21 protein-coding genes are annotated in these 23,628 nt (G+C 38.6%); 18 read left to right on the forward strand and 3 right to left on the reverse strand.

Annotated elements, in window-relative coordinates:
• Positions 1 to 38: 38 nt before the first annotated feature.
• Positions 39 to 1,388 carry a hypothetical protein gene (locus O3607_RS03915; RefSeq protein WP_371443355.1) on the reverse strand — a complete coding sequence of 450 codons (1,350 nt, stop codon included), beginning with the start codon at positions 1,386 to 1,388 and terminating at the stop codon, positions 39 to 41.
• Between the two features lie 656 nt (positions 1,389 to 2,044).
• Here O3607_RS03915 and O3607_RS03920 point away from each other — a divergent pair.
• The 6 genes from O3607_RS03920 (at position 2,045) to O3607_RS03945 (ending at position 6,793) form a co-directional block, all read left to right on the forward strand.
• Positions 2,045 to 2,488 carry a hypothetical protein gene (locus tag O3607_RS03920; RefSeq protein ID WP_060925103.1) on the forward strand — a complete coding sequence of 148 codons (444 nt, stop codon included), beginning with the start codon at positions 2,045 to 2,047 and terminating at the stop codon, positions 2,486 to 2,488.
• Positions 2,485 to 3,087, forward strand: coding sequence for a DNA-3-methyladenine glycosylase I (locus O3607_RS03925; RefSeq protein WP_287511932.1), 603 nt, complete (start codon positions 2,485 to 2,487; stop codon positions 3,085 to 3,087). The genes O3607_RS03920 and O3607_RS03925 overlap by 4 nt, the downstream gene beginning before the upstream one ends.
• Before the next feature lie 490 nt (positions 3,088 to 3,577).
• Entirely contained in the window at positions 3,578 to 4,294 is a 717-nt protein-coding gene (locus tag O3607_RS03930; protein ID WP_105086081.1) for a DUF554 domain-containing protein, read from the forward strand.
• Positions 4,295 to 4,740: 446 nt separating this feature from the next.
• Entirely contained in the window at positions 4,741 to 5,055 is a 315-nt protein-coding gene (locus O3607_RS03935; RefSeq protein ID WP_322350614.1) for a HigA family addiction module antitoxin, read from the forward strand.
• Positions 5,056 to 5,131: 76 nt separating this feature from the next.
• Complete coding sequence (locus O3607_RS03940; RefSeq protein WP_024064214.1) at positions 5,132 to 5,485, forward strand: Spx/MgsR family RNA polymerase-binding regulatory protein; 354 nt, start codon at positions 5,132 to 5,134, stop codon at positions 5,483 to 5,485.
• 534 nt (positions 5,486 to 6,019) lie between these two features.
• A complete protein-coding gene (locus O3607_RS03945) occupies positions 6,020 to 6,793 on the forward strand; it encodes a hypothetical protein (RefSeq protein WP_371443356.1) in 774 nt (257 codons plus the stop codon).
• Positions 6,794 to 6,890: 97 nt separating this feature from the next.
• Here O3607_RS03945 and pgtP read toward each other — a convergent pair whose 3' ends face one another.
• Both pgtP and O3607_RS03955 read right to left on the reverse strand, forming a co-directional pair.
• Positions 6,891 to 8,219, reverse strand: a complete 1,329-nt coding sequence (pgtP, locus tag O3607_RS03950) for a phosphoglycerate transporter protein PgtP (protein WP_155087066.1) — start codon at positions 8,217 to 8,219, stop codon at positions 6,891 to 6,893.
• A 397-nt stretch (positions 8,220 to 8,616) separates the two neighbouring features.
• Positions 8,617 to 9,207 carry a nitroreductase family protein gene (locus O3607_RS03955; RefSeq protein ID WP_371443357.1) on the reverse strand — a complete coding sequence of 197 codons (591 nt, stop codon included), beginning with the start codon at positions 9,205 to 9,207 and terminating at the stop codon, positions 8,617 to 8,619.
• Between the two features lie 419 nt (positions 9,208 to 9,626).
• Here O3607_RS03955 and O3607_RS03960 point away from each other — a divergent pair, with 419 nt between their 5' ends.
• From O3607_RS03960 to O3607_RS04015, 12 genes are all read left to right on the forward strand, one after another.
• On the forward strand, positions 9,627 to 10,145 hold the full coding sequence (locus O3607_RS03960) for a MarR family winged helix-turn-helix transcriptional regulator (RefSeq protein ID WP_371443358.1): 519 nt from the start codon (positions 9,627 to 9,629) through the stop codon (positions 10,143 to 10,145).
• A gap of 161 nt (positions 10,146 to 10,306) precedes the next feature.
• Complete coding sequence (locus tag O3607_RS03965) at positions 10,307 to 10,705, forward strand: hypothetical protein (RefSeq protein ID WP_105089942.1); 399 nt, start codon at positions 10,307 to 10,309, stop codon at positions 10,703 to 10,705.
• 88 nt (positions 10,706 to 10,793) lie between these two features.
• Positions 10,794 to 11,564: a carboxymuconolactone decarboxylase family protein gene (locus O3607_RS03970; protein ID WP_257846791.1), complete on the forward strand. Its 771-nt coding sequence runs from the start codon at positions 10,794 to 10,796 to the stop codon at positions 11,562 to 11,564.
• Between the two features lie 86 nt (positions 11,565 to 11,650).
• Positions 11,651 to 12,277 carry a site-2 protease family protein gene (locus O3607_RS03975; protein ID WP_024047872.1) on the forward strand — a complete coding sequence of 209 codons (627 nt, stop codon included), beginning with the start codon at positions 11,651 to 11,653 and terminating at the stop codon, positions 12,275 to 12,277.
• Positions 12,278 to 12,559: 282 nt separating this feature from the next.
• Positions 12,560 to 12,793, forward strand: coding sequence for a (2Fe-2S)-binding protein (locus O3607_RS03980; RefSeq protein ID WP_024047871.1), 234 nt, complete (start codon positions 12,560 to 12,562; stop codon positions 12,791 to 12,793).
• Between the two features lie 233 nt (positions 12,794 to 13,026).
• A complete protein-coding gene (locus O3607_RS03985) occupies positions 13,027 to 14,175 on the forward strand; it encodes a glycoside hydrolase family 3 N-terminal domain-containing protein (protein WP_371443359.1) in 1,149 nt (382 codons plus the stop codon).
• A gap of 207 nt (positions 14,176 to 14,382) precedes the next feature.
• Entirely contained in the window at positions 14,383 to 15,366 is a 984-nt protein-coding gene (locus O3607_RS03990) for an Abi family protein (RefSeq protein WP_060923720.1), read from the forward strand.
• A 116-nt stretch (positions 15,367 to 15,482) separates the two neighbouring features.
• Positions 15,483 to 16,634, forward strand: a complete 1,152-nt coding sequence (gene fucO / locus O3607_RS03995) for a lactaldehyde reductase (protein WP_371443360.1) — start codon at positions 15,483 to 15,485, stop codon at positions 16,632 to 16,634.
• 393 nt (positions 16,635 to 17,027) lie between these two features.
• Positions 17,028 to 18,575, forward strand: a complete 1,548-nt coding sequence (locus O3607_RS04000) for a ClC family H(+)/Cl(-) exchange transporter (protein ID WP_287511920.1) — start codon at positions 17,028 to 17,030, stop codon at positions 18,573 to 18,575.
• Positions 18,576 to 18,615: 40 nt separating this feature from the next.
• On the forward strand, positions 18,616 to 19,410 hold the full coding sequence (locus tag O3607_RS04005) for a sulfite exporter TauE/SafE family protein (protein ID WP_371443361.1): 795 nt from the start codon (positions 18,616 to 18,618) through the stop codon (positions 19,408 to 19,410).
• Positions 19,411 to 19,983: 573 nt separating this feature from the next.
• The gene (locus O3607_RS04010) at positions 19,984 to 22,806 is read left to right on the forward strand and encodes an FAD-binding and (Fe-S)-binding domain-containing protein (RefSeq protein WP_371443362.1); all 2,823 of its coding nucleotides are present in this window, start codon (positions 19,984 to 19,986) and stop codon (positions 22,804 to 22,806) included.
• Between the two features lie 195 nt (positions 22,807 to 23,001).
• Complete coding sequence (locus O3607_RS04015) at positions 23,002 to 23,628, forward strand: tetratricopeptide repeat protein (RefSeq protein ID WP_371443363.1); 627 nt, start codon at positions 23,002 to 23,004, stop codon at positions 23,626 to 23,628.

Below are 23,628 nucleotides of genomic sequence, written 5' to 3' on the forward strand. Positions count from 1 at the left end.
ACACGTTTGATACTATTAGGTTGATTTTGAACGATGTTTTAATGGGCATGGCTCCCCTCTGTATCTGGAAATAGAACATGCGCTTTCAGTTTGAAGTTAGGATTATTGGTAGACTCAAAAAACTCAATCATATTCCGTAATTTTTGAACTTCCTCAGTATTTAAAAAACTTGGATAAAAGATGGTATAGATAAAACTATAGGTTCCATCATAGGAGTAAAAGGTTAGGATGTGATCATCTTTATGGGGTTTATAGATGTGTGTGGATAGCCCAGGAATATTATTATTCCATATAACGGCATAATTAATATAATCTGATGTTGGGTAGGAATAGTAAATATCCCAGGACGTATTTAACTCCGTTTTAAAATCGTAATGACCATTTACAACAAGTTCATGCGCATATGGGTTCTTAGGAACATTGTCAGTAGAAACAAAGAATATTATGTTCCCTTTTTTGTAGTGTCTAATATCTTGGTGGTCGGAGCCCTTACTTTGACCTTCGTATATGGCGTCTTTTGGTACGCGGTATTGTATACCATTTAAGTTTTCTATGCGTGAATATTGATTTAATTCATTTAGGTTTTGCACAGAAGGAAGCACATAATTAGCCAATAATTTATCTGTAGGAACTTTGTTCAGAACGGGGTTGTTATCATAATAGACAAACCCTGCGTGATATAAGGGATGACGCATGTTATAGCCCTTAAATTTAAAATTGATCGTGTCGATAGTGAGCGTTGTTTTTTTACCGTTTTCAAGGTGCGGCATCTTCATGCTATCCCAAGTGCTATAGGTAACAGTAGGATATGAAAATACAGCACCCTTTATATCCGAAATGTGTTTTGCTGGCTTGCGTTTTGCCATACCTTTAAAGAAATCACGAACGTCTTTATCGGTTAGTTTATCATAAGCTATTTTTGTGTTACGCCAGTCATAGTCTTTGTAATCAGCATAGTCAATTTCTAAATTGAGACTTCCATTATCGGTAAACACTCGATAGTCCTCAATGGTTCGACTCGGATTTTTGTAACGCCCTATATTATAATCACTTTTTATGCCCGCTACGGGGAATGAAAGCCGGATTTGGTTGTATTTGTCATGAACGGAAATGACCGTATTATGGTAATGTTGACCTCGATAGATAGAGGCAGCTTTAGCATACTCCATTTCGCTTTTGCTAATACCTTTAGCCTTGTCCGTTGCTTTTAGTGTTTCCACATAGTTTGCTACATCCTTTTCAATATCAGGATTCGTGGTTTTGTAATTTATGTAGGCATCCTTTGGAATTTTCGAATCTGCGCCAGGAATATTAACATTGATGGCGCCTACTGGTGATAAGATAGTGCTTATCATGAAAACACCTGCTAATATTGGTAGTTTGGTCATGGTAGTATCTCCCGTTTATACTCTCATATCTATTGATCTTGTGTAATCCATAGGCTAAGTTGTTAAGTATAATTATATAACTAAATGACTATATTTTTAAGTTGTATGTGGAATACAAAAAAGGCAGCCCTAAGAAGCTGCCCTTTTTGCATTGTTTATCAAAAGAAAGTGAGACGGTATTTACTACCTGTATTTATAATAACATAGGGTATGGGCATAAAATGCCACATAGTATTGATACAGATTCTTAGTTCTTTATTTTGGCTTTTATGTTACTTTGTATGCCGAATTTTTCTAAGGAATTTATCAAAATAAGTCATAATTTTGATGAAAAATTAGTATATATGAGTCGATAGTGATGGATAGCTTATATAGTGGGTTCTATTGTTGATAACTACTATAAATTGTATATTTTAGCAAAATTATGTGAATTTTAACCCCACAAAAAGGCCAAAATCTGATATAATAATAGTATAGAAATCGATGTATGAAAGGACTAAAAATTTTGAGTGTGAATTGATGTTTTTAGACTCACCTTTGGGCCTAAAATATCCGTAGTTCTTATAGTTAAATCGATGCGATCAGAACGTTGTATATAAAAAACAACTACGCAGATGCGTAGTTTTTATTATTTTGTGTTTGGTATAGGTAGTCCCATGAGTGTAGTGAAGCCCTTATTATGGCTATTAGAACCGTATATCGTATATAAAGCCTATTTGTGGGCCCTCCGCTTTATAGCACATCCAGTGACGTGGGAAGGCGAAATAGATTTGTTCTCCTTGACCTTAACGATGCTGCTCATTCTTGATGCGGTGGCGTTACCATTGGTCATTTTATATTGCCCTAGCTTAAATCCTGGTAAGCGACTTCCTAATTGGATTCATCGTTTAGGTACGCCTATCTACATCGTTCACAATTGGCTTGATGGCAAGGTTGGCGGCGGTACATCTACGCCGATTGTATGGTTACGCAGAACCTTACATTCCTTATTGTTATTCATCTATTTGTTAATCCCGCTCTACGTAGGCGGTCATCTCGTGATGGGCCTCGTAGTGGCTCTCATGTATGATGTCCTCGTGTGGGCACATGGAGGTGTATGATGGCGACTTGCGAGTGGCCTACTACGCCTTTGTATCAGGCCTACCACGATCATGAGTGGGGGCGGCCTATTCATGATGATCGGTTGCAGTTTGAACATCTCTGTCTTGAAAGTCTCCAATGTGGTCTCAGCTGGCTTACGATTTTGAATAAACGAGACATTATCCGAGGCTGCTTTGATCATTTTGATATTGATACGGTTGCTAGTTATGGTGAAAGCGACGTAGAGCGAATCTTGCAGACCGAGGGTATGCTCAAGTCTCGCCCTAAAATTGAAGCTATCATCAATAATGCTTCTGCTTTTAAAGGTATTCAAGATGAATTTGGTTCGTTTTGCAACTATATCTGGGCTTTCACAGACAATAAAACTATTATTTATGAAAGCCATCCTGATGGGCATGTTCCAGCAAAGAATGGTCTGTCTACGCGGATTAGTAAGGATCTGAAGAAGCGCGGGTTTAAGTTTGTAGGCCCCGTTACCATCTATTCCCACCTGCAAGCTAGTGGTCTCATCAACGATCACGGTAATGACTGTCCTTGTTTTAGCGAGATTAATAAGCTAGCAGATATTGTTCAATTGCCTGTAGACGCTGAGGATTAATATAGTTTTAAATGTTGAGTATTAATATAAATCTGAATGTTTGATAGTTAGCTTATTATTTTTGCCTTTTTCTAATAATTCGCATTCTTTTACCTATATGTTGTAACGTATTTGTATAATCGTTAGTTAACAATAGTTTTTATACATGATTGATGTTACAAAATTGTACTTGTGTTAAACCATACTTTAAGGTGTACACTATAGTCGATGGAAAGATAGCGTTCCATCATATGTCGGCCCGCTTTATATACAAACACATATATTCTCTCTCTCCAAAGCGGGTCTCTCATATACTTCTCTCTCAAAGCTATAAACACAACATAAAGACCTTATCCTTTACTGGATAGGGTCTTTTTGCTATATGTTTTTATCTAGGGCCATATAACGGCATAGATTGGTTGTATGCTATAGCAGATTGATTTGTTTCGATATAGTTGATATACTGATGATGAAATAAAGTATTACTTTCACAATTAAGAAAGGGAAATATATGATTGGTTTGGGCACGGCCATTAACATTGGCCTTATCATAGCCGGCAGCTTGTGCGGTCTCGCATTCGGCCGGTTTATGAAAGAAAATTTGAAACAGACGCTCATGATGGTGAGCGGTATTATTGTTCTCCTCCTCGGGATGAGCGGTGCTATGCAGTATATGCTAGTCATCGTAAACGGCACGCTGCAAACGACGGGGCCTATGCTCATGATTATTAGCATGGTGGCAGGCGCTGTAATTGGTGAGCTTATCGACCTTAACCGTTGGATTACTGTTTTTGGTGACTGGGTGAAAGCAAAAACTGGTAACACTGGTGATCCACAGTTTACGCACGCTTTTATTACAGCATCTCTTACGTTTACCGTGGGCGCCATGGGCGTACTAGGATCTATTCAAGACGGCTTGACGGGTAACTATCAAACGCTATTGTTGAAAGGTATCCTCGACGGCATCATCGTTATGGTAATGGTATCTTCTATGGGCAAGGGCGCGTTGTTCTCCTTTATTCCTGTAGGGATTACCCAATGGATTATTACAGCTATGGCACACATCGCGGCACCTCTAATGACGCCGAGTGCTATCGATAACCTGTCCTACGTGGGATCTATTCTAATCTTCTGTGTCGGTATTGACCTCATCTGGCCTGGTAAAATCCGTATTGCAAACCTATTGCCAGCCATCTTTGTGGCTATGGGGCTTACATTTTTGCTGTAAATCATACTATAAATAGCATTATAAGAAACCTATATTCTCTAAACCTTTGATATGTACCTTGTACATGAGGTGGAGGATATAGGTCTTTTTATTTTCTGAAATTATTTTGTAATAAAATAACTTATGATATTTCTCCACTCAATCAAGTTAATGACATCCCTCAATCCAATTAAGTTGATAGATATAGATCCTTACGTTCCGAAATAGGTGACCAATAGAGTCACTGCCAAAGTAGGATTTGACTGGTATTACCTAGAAATCTTTTACCAAAACTAATAGCAGAATAATTTTAATTTCCTATATGACTGTTATTCAGGTAGATATTATTGAATTATACCTGTTTAACAGGTATAATCAAAGGAGAGATTCTATGATTATCGGATTTAAGGATAAAGAAACAGAACGCATTTTTTATCGTGGATACTTATCATTAAGGAGATAAAAGTATGAAGGAACTAATCCCAGTACCTAAAATGAGTGAGGTTCTACGTGAAGAATTTATGCAACCATTGGGGCTAAGTGCATACCGTGTTGCGAAGGATATTATGGTTCCTGTATCACGAATACAAGAAATTCTTCAAGATAAACGAAAAATTACGGCAGATACAGATTTAAGATTGTGTAAATATTTTGGTATGTCTAAAGGGTTTTTCTTAAGATTGCAAATGGATTTAGATTTGCTTGAAGCAGAGGATACAGAGAGGCTTCAAGCTGATTTGAAGAATATAAGATGTATTACAAATCAATGTACTGCTGATTGATAATTTTCGATATATTTGGTACACTTAATCTATAAATAAATCGTTATAACATTATGTATTACTATAAGGAGACGCTATGTTATTCGTTGAATATCCTAAATGCACAACATGCAAAAAAGCAAAGAAATTCTTAGATGATCATAATATTAAATACACAGATCGTGATATTAAATCTGAAAACCCTACAGTAGAAGAAATCGCAGCTTGGTATCCACAATCTGGTAAAGATTTGAAAGCATTCTTTAATACTTCCGGTATGATTTATCGTGAACAACAATTGAAGGATAAATTGCCAAACCTTAGTGAAGAAGAAAAACTAGCTTTATTAGCATCCAATGGTATGCTTGTAAAACGTCCTATCTTGGTTCTTGAAGACAAAGTTCTGGTGGGCTTTAAAGAAGCAGAATGGATTGAGGCGTTGAAGCTCTAATTTCATAACTTGGGTCAAAGCCCCTATCTCTAAAAGCCTCCATAGCGAGCTAAGTCATTTTTAGAGATAGGGGCTTTTCTTTTTATATGAAATTAGCATCTTCAACTAGGGCCTATTGAAGAGTTTCCAAAGTGAGTTAAGTCGTTTTTAGGGATCTGTTTTTTCTAAAAATAATAAAGAAATAAGAGCCTTCAACTAGAGCTTTAAAGGGAGAGGTCATTTTTATGAATTCGTTTTTTTCCTATTCTATATAGGAAATGCAGTTCTTTATTATTTATCGAAAAAATTGATTTGTATATAGTTTGTATGTTTTGTATAATATTTACATTGTAGATATACCCCTATGGGTACATAAAATTTAAATTACCTTAGGTACAAAGCGTTTTAAATTACTTTAGGTACAAAGTGTTTTAAATTACTTTAGGCACAGAGAGTTTCAAATTGCTTAAGGTATAAAAAGTTTTGAATTAGTATTGTTTTTGTGTTGTGTTTCCGGAGCAAGTGAGGCCGGTTCTAGTGTATAGAGAGGTCTATATGAAGTTTTTACAGTCTTTATCGGCGCAGGTGTCGTTATTCACGCAAGGTGCTATTTTAGCATTAGGCGTTGTTTTTATTCTTTTGGATGTGATTACAGAGTCATTAAATCCTGTTATAGATTTAGCGTGGGTAACGGTTCTAGTTTGTGGTTTACCACTACTTATTAATAGTGTTCAAAGTATTTGGGAGCGTTTAGAGATCCATGCTAATTTTCTCATTGTAGTGGCCATGGTGGCGCTTATTTCCATTGGCGATTATCATACGGCGGCCTATGTGGGGCTCATCGTACAGGCTGGTTTCTTCTTGGAGCAGCTTATTACGGGTGAGTCACATTATACTGTAGATGATGATATGCTTCCTATGATGCCATCTCAACTGGTGGCATTGCGTCAAGGTATCAACAACTACTCATCGGTTATTGTTGTGGCCGTGTTGTTATTGTCTATGGGTTCCTTTGCATTGACACAGGATTTCAAACATACTGTAACCTTGTTATTGGTACTATGCCCATGTTCCTTGGAGCTTATCTTAGTGGCACTTATGATGGGATCCCTTGTGGATGACGCATCTCCTGTATCGGAGCTTTCAAAAGGAACAAAGCAGTCTCATTTAGGTCTACTTATCGTGTCTATTGTATTCCACGTAGCGATCATCTGCGTGGGCGTACTTGGTCTTATAGATCCTGTTACGGCTGTTGCATTGCACGGTTTGGCACGACTTGGTCTCGTGTATAATTTGAAAGTTTTAAATGGTTCTTTGTGTGTAGCATAGAATTTAGTACAGTATATATTTTAAGACATAATAAAATCCCCTAGTAATGATGTGTTACTAGGGGAGTTTTTAGGTTCATACAACTATTAGTTGTAGATTATTCTTTTGCTTGGGATTTGTCACCAAGTGTGAGAAGTAGGAATACGATAGCGAGGATACATGCACCAACGAGGGCTACGAAGCCGCCATCCCAACCATAAAGGTCAACCATGAGACCCATGAAGGCACCAGCACCAGCGGAACCGATGAGGTAACCAAGAAGGCCTGTAAGACCAGTAGCACCACCTGTTGCTACACGTGGTACCATGTCTGCTGCTTGAAGGCCGATCATCATAACTGGACCGTAGATGAGGAAGCCAATAGCGATAAGTGCTAAGTTATCGATAAGGATATTGCCTGCTGGGTTGAACCAGTAAACAAGGATTGCTAAGATAACGAATAGCATGAAGCAGATGGTAGCTGGAGCACGACGGCCGCGGAATACGCGGTCACTCAAATAGCCGCTTACGAGCATGCCTGGAATACCAGCCCATTCGTATAAGAAGTAAGCCCAACGGGAACCTTCTTTTGTAAAGCCTTTTACAGCAGTCAAATAGGTAGGAGCCCAGCTTACTACGCCATAACGGATGAAGTATACAAAGATATTTGCAATTGCAAGATACCATAAGTATTTGTTATGCAAAATATATTTGTAGAAGATTTCTTTGAAAGTAGTTTTGTTTTCATCTTTTACTTCAGTTGCTACTGTTTCGTGTTTATATTCCTCGATAGGTGGCAAGCCACAAGATTGAGGTGTATCTTTCAACAAGAAGAATGTAACCACAGCTAATACGATAGAAATAAGAGCAGGGAAGAAGAAAATACTATGCCATGTACCAAATAGATAGATACCTAACGTAGCGAGAGGTGCGATAATACCGCCACCAAGATTGTGGGATACGTTCCACCAAGACCACCAAGCACCGCGTTCAGAACGGGAGAACCAAGTTACCATATTTTTCGCATATGGAGGATAGCCCATACCTTGGAACCAACCATTTAAGAAGGCGAGCACGCACATGATAGGAATACTGCTTAAAACACCAGGTAAGGTGCCGAATAATAACATAACTAAAGCACTGAGCAATAGACCTACTGTGGAGAAGTATTTTGGGTTAGAGCGGTCAGACGCATTACCCATGACAAATTTACTTACGCCGTACGCTACGGATAAGAGGGTCATGACAATACCAAGATCCGCTTTAGTGTAGCCGTACTCAGCAATCATGTACGGAACAGCCAAACTAAAGTTTTGGCGGATCAAATAGAATGTAGCATAACCAATAAAAGTACCTGCAAAGACTTCTTTGCGAAGACGTTTGTAGGTGGAATCGATTTGCCCCTCTGGTAATCGATCAATATGAGGAGCTGGAGAGAAAATCGACATCATCACACATCCTTTCTACAAAATGCCATTGTAATCATACCATGTATGACCAAAAGTCGACTATATTTTATTTTTAATTATGATAAATAGTTATTTTAGTGCACCATTATGGGATTAGCGCATAGATTATAGGTCATTAAAATATCTACTATTTATTAGAGCGAACTAGCACCAAAATACATGAATGGTGTCAATAAAATAGCGCTATCTATTCCGATAGACACTCAATTAGAGTTGTGGGATAGATAGCGCTTTTGTGTTGTATATTAATTGTGAATATATTTATATACTGTACGTAAATATATTGATTTTACTAGTCGATAAGATGCTACCGTATTCATAGTATATTACATACTATAGCACGCATACTAAGATAAAATTGATTTTATAGTCTCAATTAATCAATATATGTTACAGGATAGCCTTTTGCTTCGATTTCGCGGCGGTTAAGACCGTTTGGTAAGTCTGGATAGCCAATAACAAGGCTAGCATAGACTTTTTCACCTTCTTTAAGGCCTAGTCCACGCATTTTAGCTTGGATGCGTTCGTTGTCTTGAAGGTGACGGATTTGATTTACCCAGCAGCTGCCAAGATCGAGTTCATTGCAAGCGAGCATCATGTTTTGCATTGCACAAGATACATCGGCAAAGTTGTTTGCATAGCTCGCTTGGCTTGCTAGTACGATGAGCGCCGGTGCACCATAGTTAAATACAAACTTGCCTTCAGCGGACATTTTAATGATGTTTACCATGTAAGGTAATGTATTTTCTGTAATCGGCATTTTGCCGTATTCCTCTTGAACGAGTGTTACTAGCTCTTTGAGCACATCCTGGTTTGTAATGACCATAAAATGTGTCAATTGTGTATTACCACCCGATGGGGCACGGCGGCCAGCATCGAGGACTTGATCGATAAGTTCTCGAGATAATTGATCAGCTTTAAATTTACGCGTACTATGACGTGTTTTGATACATTCTAAGGTGTTCATATAGTCCTCCTATTATCAATCAGGTTTATATAGAATTTCTTTTATTATACTATATGACATAAATCTAGAAAGAAATCATATTAAGTAAAATGAAGAGGGTGCTCATAAAATTGCTGAATTAATTGAACATTCTATTCCAGAAGAATTGGATCATGCTAAACGTCTTGAAGAAGCCATGTCCGCATGTGGTATTGAATTCTAATATAAAAAAATTTATTAATAGGTTCACAGTTTTATGGTGTGATTTCTGCCCATAAATTTTATAGATGCGCTCATTTTCTTAATAAAAAAGAAAAAATATATTAATTAATTGACAAATTTAAAAATATCTGAACAAAGTAGGTTTTTTACGTTGACTGCTTGCTGTAGAATTGTGTACAATTAATTTGTAGATTATTGTGTGCATATGGAGGTAGAATATGGGAGAAATTGGCGTACTCGAAGGTTACAAACATAAAGAAGACGTACCTGATGCAGAGTACATGAAATTAGAAAACCAATTGAGCTTCCCACTTTATGTAGTGGCGAAGGAAATTGTTAATGCATATCGCAGTCACTTAGATCCGTTGAATTTGACATATACTCAATACATCGTAATGATGGCATTGTGGCAATATGGTGATTTGTCCGTTAAAGAACTAGGCCAAGTATTGCGCCTTGATTCTGGTACATTAACACCACTTTTAAAGAAATTAGAAGCAAAAGCATTCTTAAAGCGTAAACGCAGCCGCCAAGATGAACGGGTAGTAATGGTAACCCTTACTGATACAGGTAAAGCATTACGTGATGAAGCAGTTCATATACCACGTCGCTTGTCTGAAGCTGCAGGCCCGATTTTTGACGTTGAAGAAACACGTCAAATGCGTATGTTGCTTAACAAATTGTTAGAAGCAATCGATAACGCTAATGCTAGAACAGCAGAGAAGCTTAAGCGCTAATGTAGCGTACTCTAGTAAGATCTCATATGCATACATTCTGTAATTTAATATATCTAATATTTTCATAAAATGTGATATACTATACATATAACATATTATGCTGAGGTCATGTGAGAGCATGACCTGTCGTGAGATGCCGTAAAGGCAAAAAGGAGAGCATTATGAATAAAAATTTATTAGGTGCATTTGTATTAGCCGGTACATTATTAGTTGGTGGTGTTGCTAATGCAGCAAACTGGAATGGTTTAGCTAACTATCCAGAGGTTCCAAACAGTGCAAATGGTTCTGAAACATACTTCTTTGATAAAGCATCCCAATTCAGTGGTATCGATAGTAGCCGTAACTATGTATTCGGCATCAATGTAGTGAATATGCATAACAATCAATATGGCGAAGCTACATTGTTCAAATATATTGTTCATCCAAGCTTGCATACTGTATATCGTTTCTCTCCAGATGGTCAAGCGTACCAAATCACTCCTGGTTCTAATGAATACAATATGTTCTTGGCTGCTTGGAAAGAAGTATACGGCACTGATTTCTCTTTCCCAGCTTTATAATTTGATGGCGCAAGCCGTAATAATTACATAACTATTGCTGGTGAAAGCTCCTTTGGGCTTTCACCAGTGTTGTTTATGGAGGTTTCCTATGTCTAAATCTGAATTTGCTCAAGCCTATACGGAGCGCATGTTCCCTGATATTGCAGCCCCTGCAGGTTATATCGACCCTGAGTTTGAAGTATTGTTTGATAATTTTGCATTTGATGAAGTTATTACCGAAGAGGGTCGCAATGTGCCTGCAAAGGATCGTTTCTTAGCCATCCTTGCCACATTAGTGGGTGTATCTGCTGTCGATGAATATGCGTTGATGCTACCAGCAGCACTTAATTTTGGCTTGATTCCCGATGAAGTAATAGAGCTCCTTTATCAAGCTGTGCCATATCTTGGCATCGGTCGTGTGCGTCCATTCTTTAAGGTCACAAATAAGATTTTTGACTATCGCGGGGAAACTGTTGTAGATCCGTCTCGTAGTACAATCACTAGTGAATCTCGCCTTGAAAAGGGTGTAGAGAAACAGGTTGAAATCTTTGGTGAGTCTATCCGTAATTCTTACCAAGAAGGTCCTGAAGAGACACGTCACATCAATAAGTGGCTTGCGAATATGTTTGGTGACTACTACACTCGTAAAGGTTTAAGTGTGACCCATCGTGAAATGATTACCTTCTGTTTCTTGGCGGCTCAAGGTGGCTGTGAACCTCAACTTGAGGCTCACGTAGAAGGCAACTTAAACGTAGGCAACAGTAAGCAATATTTGATTAACATCGCATCTCAATGCGTGCCGTACATCGGCTATCCACGCACCTTGAATGCCCTTCGCTGCATTCAAGACGGCTACACCGCATGGGAAGCTAAACAATAAGAATTTATGTAATACATCAACGTGTTATGTAATCTATATATGATATATAGTTCATAAACATGTTAGATAACATATAAAGGAGTTTTATGTTTGATTTAAATCCGATACAGATATTAGCTAGTATTCCTGCTATTATCATCGTTTTTTCTGTCTTTGGATATGCAGAGGCCAAAGTAGCTACCTGGTTTGGCGATCCAACACCTCGGATGGCGGGGCGCCTCACATTATCTCCTTTGGCACACCTTGATTTAATAGGTACTATCTGTATCATTCTAGTTGGATTTGGCTGGCCTAAAGGGATGGCTATTAATCCATCTTACTTTAAAGACCCACGCCGTGATATGAGCCTACTTGCTTTTGCAGGTCCTATAGCAGGCCTGATTACAGGGTTCGTATTTACTTTCATATACGTACTTTTGGGTAATTTGAATCTTATGCAGTCTCCGGGTTTACCAATGGTTATGCAATACATTATTTTGTATAGCATCGGCCTTTCCATTTTCTGCTTAATTCCATTCCCACCATTACCTGGTTTTAATATCATTTTGCCGTGGCTACCGACAGAATGGCAAATTAAATATTACCAATTAGGGATGATTAACTTGATTTTCTTTATCATCCTTATTAATACACCGATTATTTCTATGGTAATCCGTCCATTGCAACAAACAATTTTCAAAATTTACTTTGCAATCATTGGGACGATTTTATAAATATATTTGGTGAAAGCCTCTACCGTATAGGTGATAAATCTATGGTAGAGGCTTTTTTGTGTTATAAGTATGAACAAAATTATGATTATATTTATATTAAAAACTATCGATATAGTTTCTAATATATGATATACTGTGTATAGAAATCGTAAATTTTCGATATATTAATGTTACAGTGTATGGTTAGATACTATTGATATAGTAAACTAATCCACTAAACTAAATCGATATATTAAATTGATACAGTATATAGATATTCAAGTGAATAGAAGAGGAATATATATGGATTTTGAAGAAAATCAAGTGCCAGAGGCGATTCTGGACAAGCTTACAAAGGTGTGTACATGCCGTAGCATTACACGTAAAACGATTAAAGAAGCCATTTTGAATGGTGCTCATACATTTCCTGAGGTAAAAGAAGCAACTCGCGCTGGTACAGGTGCTTGTGGTGGTAAAGGCTGTGGCCCTCGCATCGTAAAGCTCTTAGCAGAAATGAAAGAGCAAGGTAAAATTTAAGGATAAGCAAAAGTTAAGCACAAGCAAAATTTAAGCACAAGCAAAATTTAAGCGTAAGTTTGACCTTAACTGATATAAAGACTATTACTTGGAATCAATACGGTATATATTCGTAGGTTTTGGGTAATAGTCTTTTTTGCGCTAACGTAGGACTAGATGTATTGGCGTTTTGGGGTTGTCTTTATTATTTGATATACTATACATAATACTTTTTAGAGATTTTGGAGGTATATATGTTTCGACGTATCGTAGCGGCTACGATGATTGGCGCATTGGCGCTTACAACGGGCTGCGGTTTACATAACCCATTTACTTCTAAGGCTGAGCCTGTAACCTATGAATCCGTGGCACAGAGCGAGCTTTCACCAGAGGAAAAGGTGGATAAATTAGTAGCTAATATGTCCGATGCAGACAAGGTGGGGCAATTGATGATGATTGGCATCCACGGCAAGACCTTGAACGATGATGCGAAGTTTATGCTCAATGAGTATCGCGTGGGCGGCATCATCTTGTTTGACCGCAATATGGAGTCCAAGGATCAAGTAAAATCGCTGATTACAGATATTAATAAAACTGGTAAAAGTGCCGGTTTAACACCATTGTTCATCGGCATCGACCAAGAAGGTGGTGCCGTAGCGCGCATGGAGGATCAACTCATCAAGGTTCCTCCTGCAGAAGAATTAGGTAAAGAACCTATTGAACAAGCGGTATCCTTGGCAAAACAATCTGGTACAGAACTTAAAGGCTTGGGATTCAACATTAACTTTGCTCCTGTAGCAGACTTGGGCTTAACCTATGGCCGTTCTTTTAGCACAAATCCTGATGATGTTGTACGTTATGCCAGCGCTGTAGGTAAGGCCTATGATGAAGCTGGTTTATGGTATTCCTATAAGCATTTCCCAGGCATTGGTAAAACAGATGTAGACTTACATGCGGATACCAGTGTTGTGCCAGTATCTAAAGAGACTTTGTTGAATGAAGATACGAAGGTATTTGTAGACCTCATTAAGCAGTCTAAACCGAATACATATGCAATTATGGTGTCCCACGCGATGTATCCTCAAATCGATTCAGAACATCCATCTAGTCTGTCTAAAGCGATTATTACTGACTGGTTGCGCAAAGATATGGGCTATAACGGCGTTGTCGTAACAGACGATATGGACATGGGCGCTCTTGCAAAACACTACACCTTCGGCGATATGGCGGTTCAATCCATTCTTGCCGGTAGCGATATCTTGCTCGTGTGCCATGAGTATGAACACATGCAAGAGGCGTATAATGGCCTTATGAAAGCTGTAAAAGATGGTCGTATCTCTAAAGAACGACTCGATGAATCTGTGAAACGGATCTTGCTTATGAAGATGAGTAAAATTTCTTAGAATTTCTTATTTTAAGGAAGGAATTTTAAGAGTATATCACGAATATAGACAGTGGAAATACTATTCATGGAAGGCGAATCTGAGTTGACACTCAAGGGAGAACTTTGTTATAGTTAATACACAGAGAAACTGTGCGAAACTTACGGGTAACGCGCAACACTCGTCGACTCAAGGGTCGGCGAGTTTTTTTGTTTGTAGGAGGGAGTTATGTCTAAGCCTTTTAAGTCTTTAGATTCCCTATTACGCTTGATGAGAAAACGGAATATTACGATTGAAAAGGGAACTGAGGGCAGTCGAGTAAAGAGAATTTTAGCTAGAGATAATTATTACTCAATAATTAATGGTTACAAAGATATTTTTTTGGATATTAACGCTACAGTTAATAGTGGAGATGACTATTATATAACGGGAACAACATTTTTTCAGATTTATGGACTATATTGTTTTGACCGTAACCTTCGAATTATTCTATTGAAGGCTCTTTTACAAGCAGAGCAAAATATTTGTACGAAAGTATCTTATCGTTTTTCCGAAGTACATACATCTGAATTCAGCCATTTAAATGTAAATAATTTTTCTAAGACTAATTTACCTAAAGCTACAGAGTTAGTATCAAAATTATCAAATGCTACACAACGTAATGCAAGACATACTATGTTTTCCCATTATTTAACGACACATCAAGATTTACCTTTATGGGTTTTAGTAACAAAGCTTACATTTGGTGAGATTACGAATTTTTATAAATTAATTACTCCTAACATACAGGAGAAAATCTTGGAAGATATACATAAGGAATATACGACTGAGTACCGGATTTCTATAACGAATCCCACTTCAACCTTAATACCTATTTTTAGCGAAATATTAGATGTTTTGGTAGGGTATAGAAATGTATGTGCACATGGAGATCGACTTTATAATCATAGGATTACAGGTTCAAAAAGGACGATAAAAAAACTAACATACTATTTTGTGTCTAATCCAAAGGGGAGTGAATCTTCTGTATATGGATTATTGATTTCTTTGAGATTATTATTGCCACGAGTGGCATATAAAAGCATTATTGATGAGATTATAAGTGAGTTATTACTTTTAAAAGAACAGTTACCAATTATACAGTTTAATCAAGTTCTTGCTAAAATGGAGTTAACGCTTCAGTGGAAACAAACCTTAGAAACACTAAAATAATAAAATATATAGTGTATACATAACACAGCTTCAAGGATTTTAATAAACCGATAGAGAATTACTTAGTATAGTTATTCTCTATCGGTTTATTTTTTATTCGTTAGGAGTGAATGTATATGGCTCAGAGAATTATGTTGAACGGTACGTCCTATTTTGGACAAGGGGCGATTCAGGAGATTGTGAACGAAATTAAGAATCGCCATTTTAAAAAGGTTCTTGTTACGTCTACACCTGATCTATTTGAGTTTAAGGTGGCTACAAAGGTAACAGATCTTCTTGATGCGGCAGGCATTGCTTACGATGTATATGATAATATTAAGCCGAATCCAACCATTGAAAACGTAACATCTGGTGTGGCTGCTTGTAAGGCGGCAGGCGCTGAAGCTATCGTTGCTGTAGGTGGGGGCAGTGCTATTGATACAAGTAAGGCCATTGCTACAATTATGACGAATCCTGAGTTCGGTGATGTACGTAGTCTTGAAGGAGTGGCGCCTACAAAACATCCATGCTTGCCGATTATCGCTGTGTCTACCACATCTGGTACGGCGGCAGAGGTTACTATTAACTACGTTATTACAGATGTTGAAAAGAACCGTAAATTCGTTTGTGTTGACCCTCATGATATTCCAATCGTAGCCATCGTGGACCCTGATATGTCCGCATCGATGCCAACTGGTCTTTGTGCGTCCACCGGTATGGATGCCCTCGTGCATGCCGTAGAAGGTTACATTACAAAAGGTGCGTGGGAACTTACTGATATGCTTCATTTGAAAGCTATTGAAATTATCGGGCGTTCCTTGCGTAGCGCCGTGGCTGGTGACTTCGCAGGTCGTGAAGCTATGTCTCTTGGTCAATATATTGCAGGTATGGGCTTCTCCAACGTAGGTCTTGGCATCGTTCACTCCATGGCGCATCCATTGAGTGCTGTGTACGACATCCCTCATGGCAAGGCGTGTGCAATGCTTTTAACAGCAGTATTGAAATTCAATGCCCCTGCAACAGGCGAAAAATATCGTGAAATCGCTCGCGTTATGGGTGTTCCTGATGTAGACGAAATGGATCAAGAAACATATCGTCAAGCAGCAATTGATGTAATCCAAAAATTAGCTGATGATGTAGGCATTCCTAAATCCCTTAGCGAAGCAGGCGTGAAACGAGAAGACATTCCATTCCTCGCTGAATCTGCTTTCAACGATGCGTGTACACCTGGTAACCCACGAGATGCATCTATGGAAGAAATCATCGCTATCTATGAATCCATATTCTAAGGAAGTAAGAGCTTGATGATATATAGTATTTTATGGCTTGAATGATTTAAGACTATAACATCATATTGATGCATGATTTGTAGGTCTAAATAATTTCCTGGTCTAAATGATGCTGAGCTCTGGCCCTAAGAACTTTACATCTTTAGTGTCTTTACATATTTCAGATGCCTCCGAATATGTAAAAAAATGTATTTATACACTTGCTTAACAAAACTAGCCATCTCGTGTTAGAGGTGGCTAGCTTTGCGTTTGTAGCGTTGTCTTCTAATTAGATAACTGATGTTGTATGTAATCATTTCTTGAAAATGATGGTTTACATAAGTATACTAAAGATATGAATACATAGTTTATGCACGAGTGTTTAAATTTTGGCTGATGCTAAGGAGGAATGGTATGAGGCTATGGAAAATTAATAAGCGCAGTTCTACCTTAGCAGATATGTCCATGAATCGTATGTTGTTAACGGAGCTCATTGCGAAGGGCGCTCTTGTGGGCATGATTGCAGGCTTTTGTGGTGCTACGTACCGTTATTTAATCCTTGAGTCAGAGCATATTCGTTGGCAGTTGATGGACGGCATTACCATGGAATGGGCCATAGGCTGGCTTATAGTAATGGTCATCTTTGCCTTTATCGTCGACAGATTGCTTGCATGGGCTCCATTATCTGGTGGTTCTGGTATTCCTCAAATCGAAGGAGAAATGCTGGGCCTCTTTGATATGAAACCGTATCGGACGCTGGCTTCTAAGATGATTGGTGGCGTATTGACTGGTTTTGCAGGCTTTTCTGTAGGCCGTGAAGGGCCAGCCGTACAAATCGGTGGCTCTGCTGGTAAAATTGTATCCTATTGGATGAATTCAGGGCTGCGTGAGCAGCGCATTTTGACCTCTGCTGGTGCAGGGGCTGGCTTAACGGCTGCCTTTAGTGCACCTGTATCGGGGGCGATGTTTGTCTTTGAAGAGGTCCATAAAAGCTTTTATCCCTATCTCGTTATTCCCACCTTTGTGGCCACATTGATTTCTAACTATATTACGGTTAGTATATTTGGCCTCGAACCAGCTCTTGGGTTTTCCGTAACCTCAGGTGTGCCTCTTGAGTACTTCCCTGTACTGCTTATGGTGGGCGTTATCATGGGGCTCTGTGGGGTGCTCTTCTGTCGCATGATCTTTGCGTTCAAGAAATTCTTTGAGTGGCTTAAATGCTCTCGGTTCTTGAAATTAGCCCTCACCTTTGTGACTGTGGCCGTCATCGGCTATGACTCGCAACTTCTCTTGGGCGGTGGCAATGATCTGGTAGGGCAGCTAGCCTTTCAATCGCATGGCGTATTGCTCTTAGGGGGAATCGTATTAGGCAAGATTTTACTTACCACCTTCTGCTATGGAAGTGGTGCGCAAGGTGGCATATTCTTGCCAATGCTCGTTATAGGGGCCTCAGCAGGTGCCTTTTGTGAAGCCGTGCTTTCATCAATCGGTATTATCTCACCTGATTTTGTACCGCAATTCGTTATTTGCGCCATGGGTGGTATGCTAGCAGCTGCGATGCGAACCCCAATTTTGGCGATTCTACTCGTTCTTGAAATGACGAATAGTTTTTCTAATATTTACGCTATCGGTATCGTTACATTGGTGGCCTATCTTGTGGCAGATCTTTTAAAAGAGCCGCCAATTTACGATTCCTTATTGCAAGCTATGAGTGGGCAAAGCAATCTAGAAGCTGTACAAACATTCTTCCAAACGAAGGTGCCTGTAGTGGCAAACTATACAGATGTACAACTACAAGACTTGGCATTGCCAGAGGGGACACTAATCGTAAGTATTCGTCGCAATGGAACATACATTGTACCCCTTGGAGATGTAAAACTCGAACCAGGTGATGAGCTACAAGTCTCTTGTGAACGAGGACGATTAAAAGCAGCGAAAGACTTTTTCCAATCGAATTTATAGCAAAGAGATATCTTCAATCTAAGTAAAGGGAGGCCTTATTATGCTGGATAACATTATAGTATTTTATATATTCTTTACCATAGTTGGCTTTTTAGCGGCTATGCTAGGCACCATCATCGGTGCCGGAGGGGGCCTTGTATTCGTTCCTCTCTTCATGTACTGGTTCCCGGAGTGGTCCCCATCTATGATTGTAGGGACATCACTCTTTTCTGTTATGTGTAATGCTATTTCTGGCTCTATTGCATATATTAAACAGAAAAAGGTTCTTATCAGTGCCGCTATTGTATTTAGTTTAGCGACTTTACCAGGTGCTATCTTAGGGGCTCAAATGTCTGGTCGGTTTTCTGGACAGGGCTTTATGTTTGCCTTTGGGTGCTTTATGCTATGCGCTTCTGGTTTGATTGGATTTAAGAACTTCAAAAAAGGAGAGCGGAAGGAAGAAAGCCTTACCCTTGATCAGTTAACGTATAGCAAACCTATCGGTATTAGCATTAGCTTTTTTGTAGGTTTTATCTCCAGTATCTTTGGTATTGGTGGTGGCCTTATCCATGTGCCTGCCTTGATTTATCTGATGGGATTCCCAACCCATATGGCTACAGCTACAAGCCAATCTATCCTTGCGGTATCTACAATGATAGGTGTTATAACGCATTTATTGGAAAATCATATCGTATTTAGTATTGCAATTCCTACTAGTATTGGTGCTATCTTTGGTGCCCAAGCAGGTGCGCGCATTGCAAAACGTCTGAAAGCAAAATCTATTCTTGCTCTTATGAGCGTTGCAGTCTTTGCACTAGCTGTACGTCTTATTCTTAAGTCTGGTATTTTGGGATAATATGGCTTCTCTGATCATCAATAGAAATTCGAATACTATACTTCTTATGTTCTAGTTAGTATGAATCGATAGATTTGATATGTTTACTATAAGCCCTCTAGTGGTTGCTCGAAAGAGTTATATCCCTAGAGGGCTTTTTATGTGAAAGTGAACGATTATTAGTAGGGAAATCTAAAAGTTATGATTAAAAGTCATACTTAAATATAAATGAGAACGATAAAATTAAAATAAATGAAAATATACAGTTTTATGCATAATTTATGTAAACTATTTCCTATAGAATTATATACACGATACATCAAGTTTTATGGGCAATTTGGCGTTCATTTATTATAGAGTTCTTTAATTACTAAGTAAACAAAATAGTTTTATTTTAATATGTGAAAAAATGAGTACATGATAATGCCACTGAGATGCACTTTCAAGTAAAGAAATAAAAAAGCCATGCATATCGAGAATTATTAGGAGACATATAATTTATGCATAATTATAGTAGTGAGAATGAGAACGGCGTATACTAAATATAAGACACTATAAGAAATATTCCTTAAGAAAGGATAGGAGGAAATATAAGTGAGTACGCTTAATAGAGATTATGAACGTTTTGCCAAGGAGGCAAAAGAGATTTGCAAAGATCGTGTCTATACTGATCATTTACGTCGTTATGCATATGGTGTTGACGCGTCCTGTTATAGCTATTTACCAAAGGTTGTTGTAAAGGCTGAGGATGAACGTGAAGTAAGACGCCTTATTCGTTTGTGCCAACAATGTGGTACACCATTTACATTCCGTGCAGCTGGTTCTTCTTTGTCTGGTCAATGTTCCAGTGAAGACGTGCTTATCGTATGTAATGATGGCTTCAAAAAAATGGAAGTTATCGACGATGGCAAGGCTTTAAAATGTGAATGTGGTGTTATCGGTTCCGATGCGAACGATTTATTGAAACCATATAACCGTAAAATCGGTCCAGATCCTGCTACACTTGCAACAGCATTAGTAGGCGGTATTTTGAACAATAACTCCTCTGGTATGTGCTGTGGTACGGCTCAAAACTCCTATAAAACAATCCGTTCCATCCGCGTTGTATTATTAGATGGTACTGTTCTTGATACATCCGACAAAAAATCTATTGAACAATTCCTTCGTGAAAAACCTCAAATGGTTGAAGATATCTTGCAATTGCGTAAAGAAATCTTGGCTGATGAAGAATTGACTCATTTGATTCATCACAAATACAAAATTAAAAATACTACAGGCTATGGCTTGAACTCCCTTGTTGATTTCGAAGATATTATCGATATCATCAATCACTTGTTCATCGGTTCTGAAGGTACATTGGGCTTCGTATCTGAAATCGTGTACAACACTGTTGAAGACGTACCTCATAAAGGTTGCGGTCTCATGTTCTTCAGCACATTGAACGATGCATCCCTTGCGGTTGTAGCCTTGGCTAATATGGGCCGTGAAAAGGTTGTTGCTGCAGAAATGATGGACTATCAGTCCTTGCGCGCCGTTCAAAGCCTTGAAAACGTACCTGAATTCGTTCGTGAGGTGCCTGAAGGTACAAGTGCAATCTTGTTCCAAACTGAAAGCTATTCCAAAGAAACTGTAGATAAAAACTTAGCTTTCATTAAAGAACAATTGAAAGATATCCCAACAGCTATCCCAAGCCTTTATTCTCAAGATCCTAAAGAATACGATTCCTGGTGGGCAATCCGTAAAGGTATCTTGCCTATCGTTGGTGGTCAACGTAGAAAAGGTACTACTGTTATTACCGAAGACGTTTGCTTCCAAATCGAAGACTTCACTAAAGGCATTGAAATGCTTACTGAATTATTCCACAAATACGATTTCGTTGATGGTGGCGTAATCTTCGGTCATGCCTTGTCTGGTAATGTTCACTTTAACATTACACCTGACTTTAATGACCCTAAAGATACTAAGAACTTTGGGGATTTGGTAAAAGAAATGTCCGAACGCGTATCTGGTTTCGGTGGTTCTTTGAAAGCAGAACATGGTACAGGCCGCATGGTAGCACCATTTGTTGAAATGGAATGGGGCAAAAAAGCGTACGAAATCAACCGTCGTATCAAAGCTATCTTTGACCCTGAACGCATCTTGAACCCAGATGTTATGATCACTGATGATCCAGATGTGTACAAGAAAAACCTTAAAGCTCAATGTGTTATCGACGATGCTTTCACAATCTGTATGGAATGTGGTTTCTGTGAAAAACATTGTCCAAGCCGTAATTTAACATTGACTCCTCGTCAACGTATTGCATTGTTGCGTGAAACTAAACGCCTTGAAAACGAAGGCAATTTCACATTGGCATCTGAACTTAGAAAAGGCTATGAATACTTCGGCGTAGACACTTGTGCTGCATGCTCCATGTGTAAAGGCCTTTGCCCACTCAGCATCGATACTGCTCAAATTGCTTTATCCATGCGCCGCATCGACCCACCTGCACCAGAATTGGCTAAGAAAATCTACGATAACTTCTCTACAACACTTCAAATGTGTCGTGCTGGCGTAAGCCTTGAAGGCATTGCAGGTTCCATCATTACTCAAAAAGCGATTTCTAAGATTACTGAAGGTTTACATGGCGTAACAGGTATTACACCATATGTTCCTAAAACAACTCCTAAAGCTAATCGCTACAAATTGAAAAACCGCATCAAACCAACTAACTTTGAAAAGGTTGTATACTTCAGTACATGTGCAAACCGTGCATTCAAACCTAACCAAGGTTATGACGATGATCGCAGCTTGCAACAAGTTGTTGAAAGCCTCTGCAACAAGGCTCATATCGATATTATCTATCCAAAACATATCGAAAACCTCTGCTGTGGCTTGAGCTTTGAAAACTACGATGACGTTCATGAACGTGCTGTTAAAGACTTGCACGATGCATTGATGAAAGCATCTCAAAATGGTAAATATCCAATCGTGATCGACCATAGCGCATGCTTCAACCACGCTTTCAAACATATGCCAGACTTAGAAATCAACGATATTTCTGAATTCTTGTGCAAATACGTAGTACCTCATCTCGACATTGAAAAATGCGATGAACGCGTAATCGTACACAAACAATGTAAGATTAAATCTTTGAATAAATCTCAATACATTGAAGACTTGGCGCGCCTCTGCACAGACCATGTATTCAATATCAAGTCTTTCGCATGCGATGGCTTTGCTGGTCAAAAAGGTTTCTTTACACCAGAACTTAACAAATCTGCCACAAAAGACCTTGCTGGTGAAATTGCTGAATACGGTGCAACACTAGGCGTAAGCTCCAGTTCCACATGTGAAATTGGCCTTGGTGAAAACGGTGGCATCCCATTCGTAGGCGTTGCATTCCTATTAGACCGTTGCTCTAAAGCAAAAAAATAAGATTACTTGAATAAGATTCTAGTATTATCTATTAGGGGTTTATTTTTCTATTAAGTATGATATACTATACGTAGGTAGTAGAGTGTATGAAATTACCTACAATATAACAAAAAAGGACGAGTGGCAGCTCGTCCTTTTTCTTATATTATTATGATATGCATCTTGGAGATATTATTTAAGAATGGAATATATAATATGAGAAGAATTTTGCCTATACTTGCATTACTTATATTTATTAGTGGTTGTGGAGTAAATCAGAATACAAATAATAGTAATACAGAAAGTAATGCTAAAAGTTCTAGTATATCCACTCAAGACAGTAGCAAAATGACTAATCTAGATAGCCCTTTGACTGTCGCTAAACAGGCTTTATCTGCCGGTGATTATGCTAAAGCTGTAGAGGAAGCAAACGCTGCTATTAAGGCAGATGCTAACAATGGAGAGGCTTATTCTATTCGTGGTTTCGCTACGGCGTTGAATGGCGACACAACTAAAGGTTTAGCAGATACTAAAAAGGCTTACGATTTAGATCCAAACAATGTAGCTAATTACTACAATATGGCCATGGTGTATAAGTTGCAAGGCCAATTAAATGAGTCTAAACAATGGTTTGAAAAGGTATTAGAAAAGGACCCTAGCAACACTTGGTCTGTATATGGTATTGCTACTATTTATGCAGACCAAGGGGATGATACTAAGGCCCTTGATTGGCTTGAAAAAGCAATTAAAATTGATCCATCTGTGAAAACCGTAGCCGCTGAACAAGACCATTTTGAACGCTTTCACAATAATACGCGATTTAAAACATTAGTAGGCTTATAG

The organism is Veillonella sp. 20925_1_51 (genome assembly GCF_041431445.1).
GTDB classification, from domain to species: domain Bacteria; phylum Bacillota; class Negativicutes; order Veillonellales; family Veillonellaceae; genus Veillonella; species Veillonella nakazawae.

Excerpts from the sequence above, each read along its gene's own strand:
- O3607_RS03915 (WP_371443355.1), bottom strand. The coding sequence starts at position 1,388 with ATGACCAAACTACCAATATTAGCAGGTGTTTTCATGATAAGCACTATC.
- O3607_RS03920 (WP_060925103.1), top strand. The coding sequence starts at position 2,045 with ATGAGTGTAGTGAAGCCCTTATTATGGCTATTAGAACCGTATATCGTA.
- O3607_RS03925 (WP_287511932.1), top strand. The coding sequence starts at position 2,485 with ATGATGGCGACTTGCGAGTGGCCTACTACGCCTTTGTATCAGGCCTAC.
- O3607_RS03930 (WP_105086081.1), top strand. The coding sequence starts at position 3,578 with ATGATTGGTTTGGGCACGGCCATTAACATTGGCCTTATCATAGCCGGC.
- O3607_RS03935 (WP_322350614.1), top strand. The coding sequence starts at position 4,741 with ATGAAGGAACTAATCCCAGTACCTAAAATGAGTGAGGTTCTACGTGAA.
- O3607_RS03940 (WP_024064214.1), top strand. The coding sequence starts at position 5,132 with ATGTTATTCGTTGAATATCCTAAATGCACAACATGCAAAAAAGCAAAG.
- O3607_RS03945 (WP_371443356.1), top strand. The coding sequence starts at position 6,020 with ATGAAGTTTTTACAGTCTTTATCGGCGCAGGTGTCGTTATTCACGCAA.
- pgtP (WP_155087066.1), bottom strand. The coding sequence starts at position 8,219 with ATGTCGATTTTCTCTCCAGCTCCTCATATTGATCGATTACCAGAGGGG.
- O3607_RS03955 (WP_371443357.1), bottom strand. The coding sequence starts at position 9,207 with ATGAACACCTTAGAATGTATCAAAACACGTCATAGTACGCGTAAATTT.
- O3607_RS03960 (WP_371443358.1), top strand. The coding sequence starts at position 9,627 with ATGGGAGAAATTGGCGTACTCGAAGGTTACAAACATAAAGAAGACGTA.
- O3607_RS03965 (WP_105089942.1), top strand. The coding sequence starts at position 10,307 with ATGAATAAAAATTTATTAGGTGCATTTGTATTAGCCGGTACATTATTA.
- O3607_RS03970 (WP_257846791.1), top strand. The coding sequence starts at position 10,794 with ATGTCTAAATCTGAATTTGCTCAAGCCTATACGGAGCGCATGTTCCCT.
- O3607_RS03975 (WP_024047872.1), top strand. The coding sequence starts at position 11,651 with ATGTTTGATTTAAATCCGATACAGATATTAGCTAGTATTCCTGCTATT.
- O3607_RS03980 (WP_024047871.1), top strand. The coding sequence starts at position 12,560 with ATGGATTTTGAAGAAAATCAAGTGCCAGAGGCGATTCTGGACAAGCTT.
- O3607_RS03985 (WP_371443359.1), top strand. The coding sequence starts at position 13,027 with ATGTTTCGACGTATCGTAGCGGCTACGATGATTGGCGCATTGGCGCTT.
- O3607_RS03990 (WP_060923720.1), top strand. The coding sequence starts at position 14,383 with ATGTCTAAGCCTTTTAAGTCTTTAGATTCCCTATTACGCTTGATGAGA.
- fucO (WP_371443360.1), top strand. The coding sequence starts at position 15,483 with ATGGCTCAGAGAATTATGTTGAACGGTACGTCCTATTTTGGACAAGGG.
- O3607_RS04000 (WP_287511920.1), top strand. The coding sequence starts at position 17,028 with ATGAGGCTATGGAAAATTAATAAGCGCAGTTCTACCTTAGCAGATATG.
- O3607_RS04005 (WP_371443361.1), top strand. The coding sequence starts at position 18,616 with ATGCTGGATAACATTATAGTATTTTATATATTCTTTACCATAGTTGGC.
- O3607_RS04015 (WP_371443363.1), top strand. The coding sequence starts at position 23,002 with ATGAGAAGAATTTTGCCTATACTTGCATTACTTATATTTATTAGTGGT.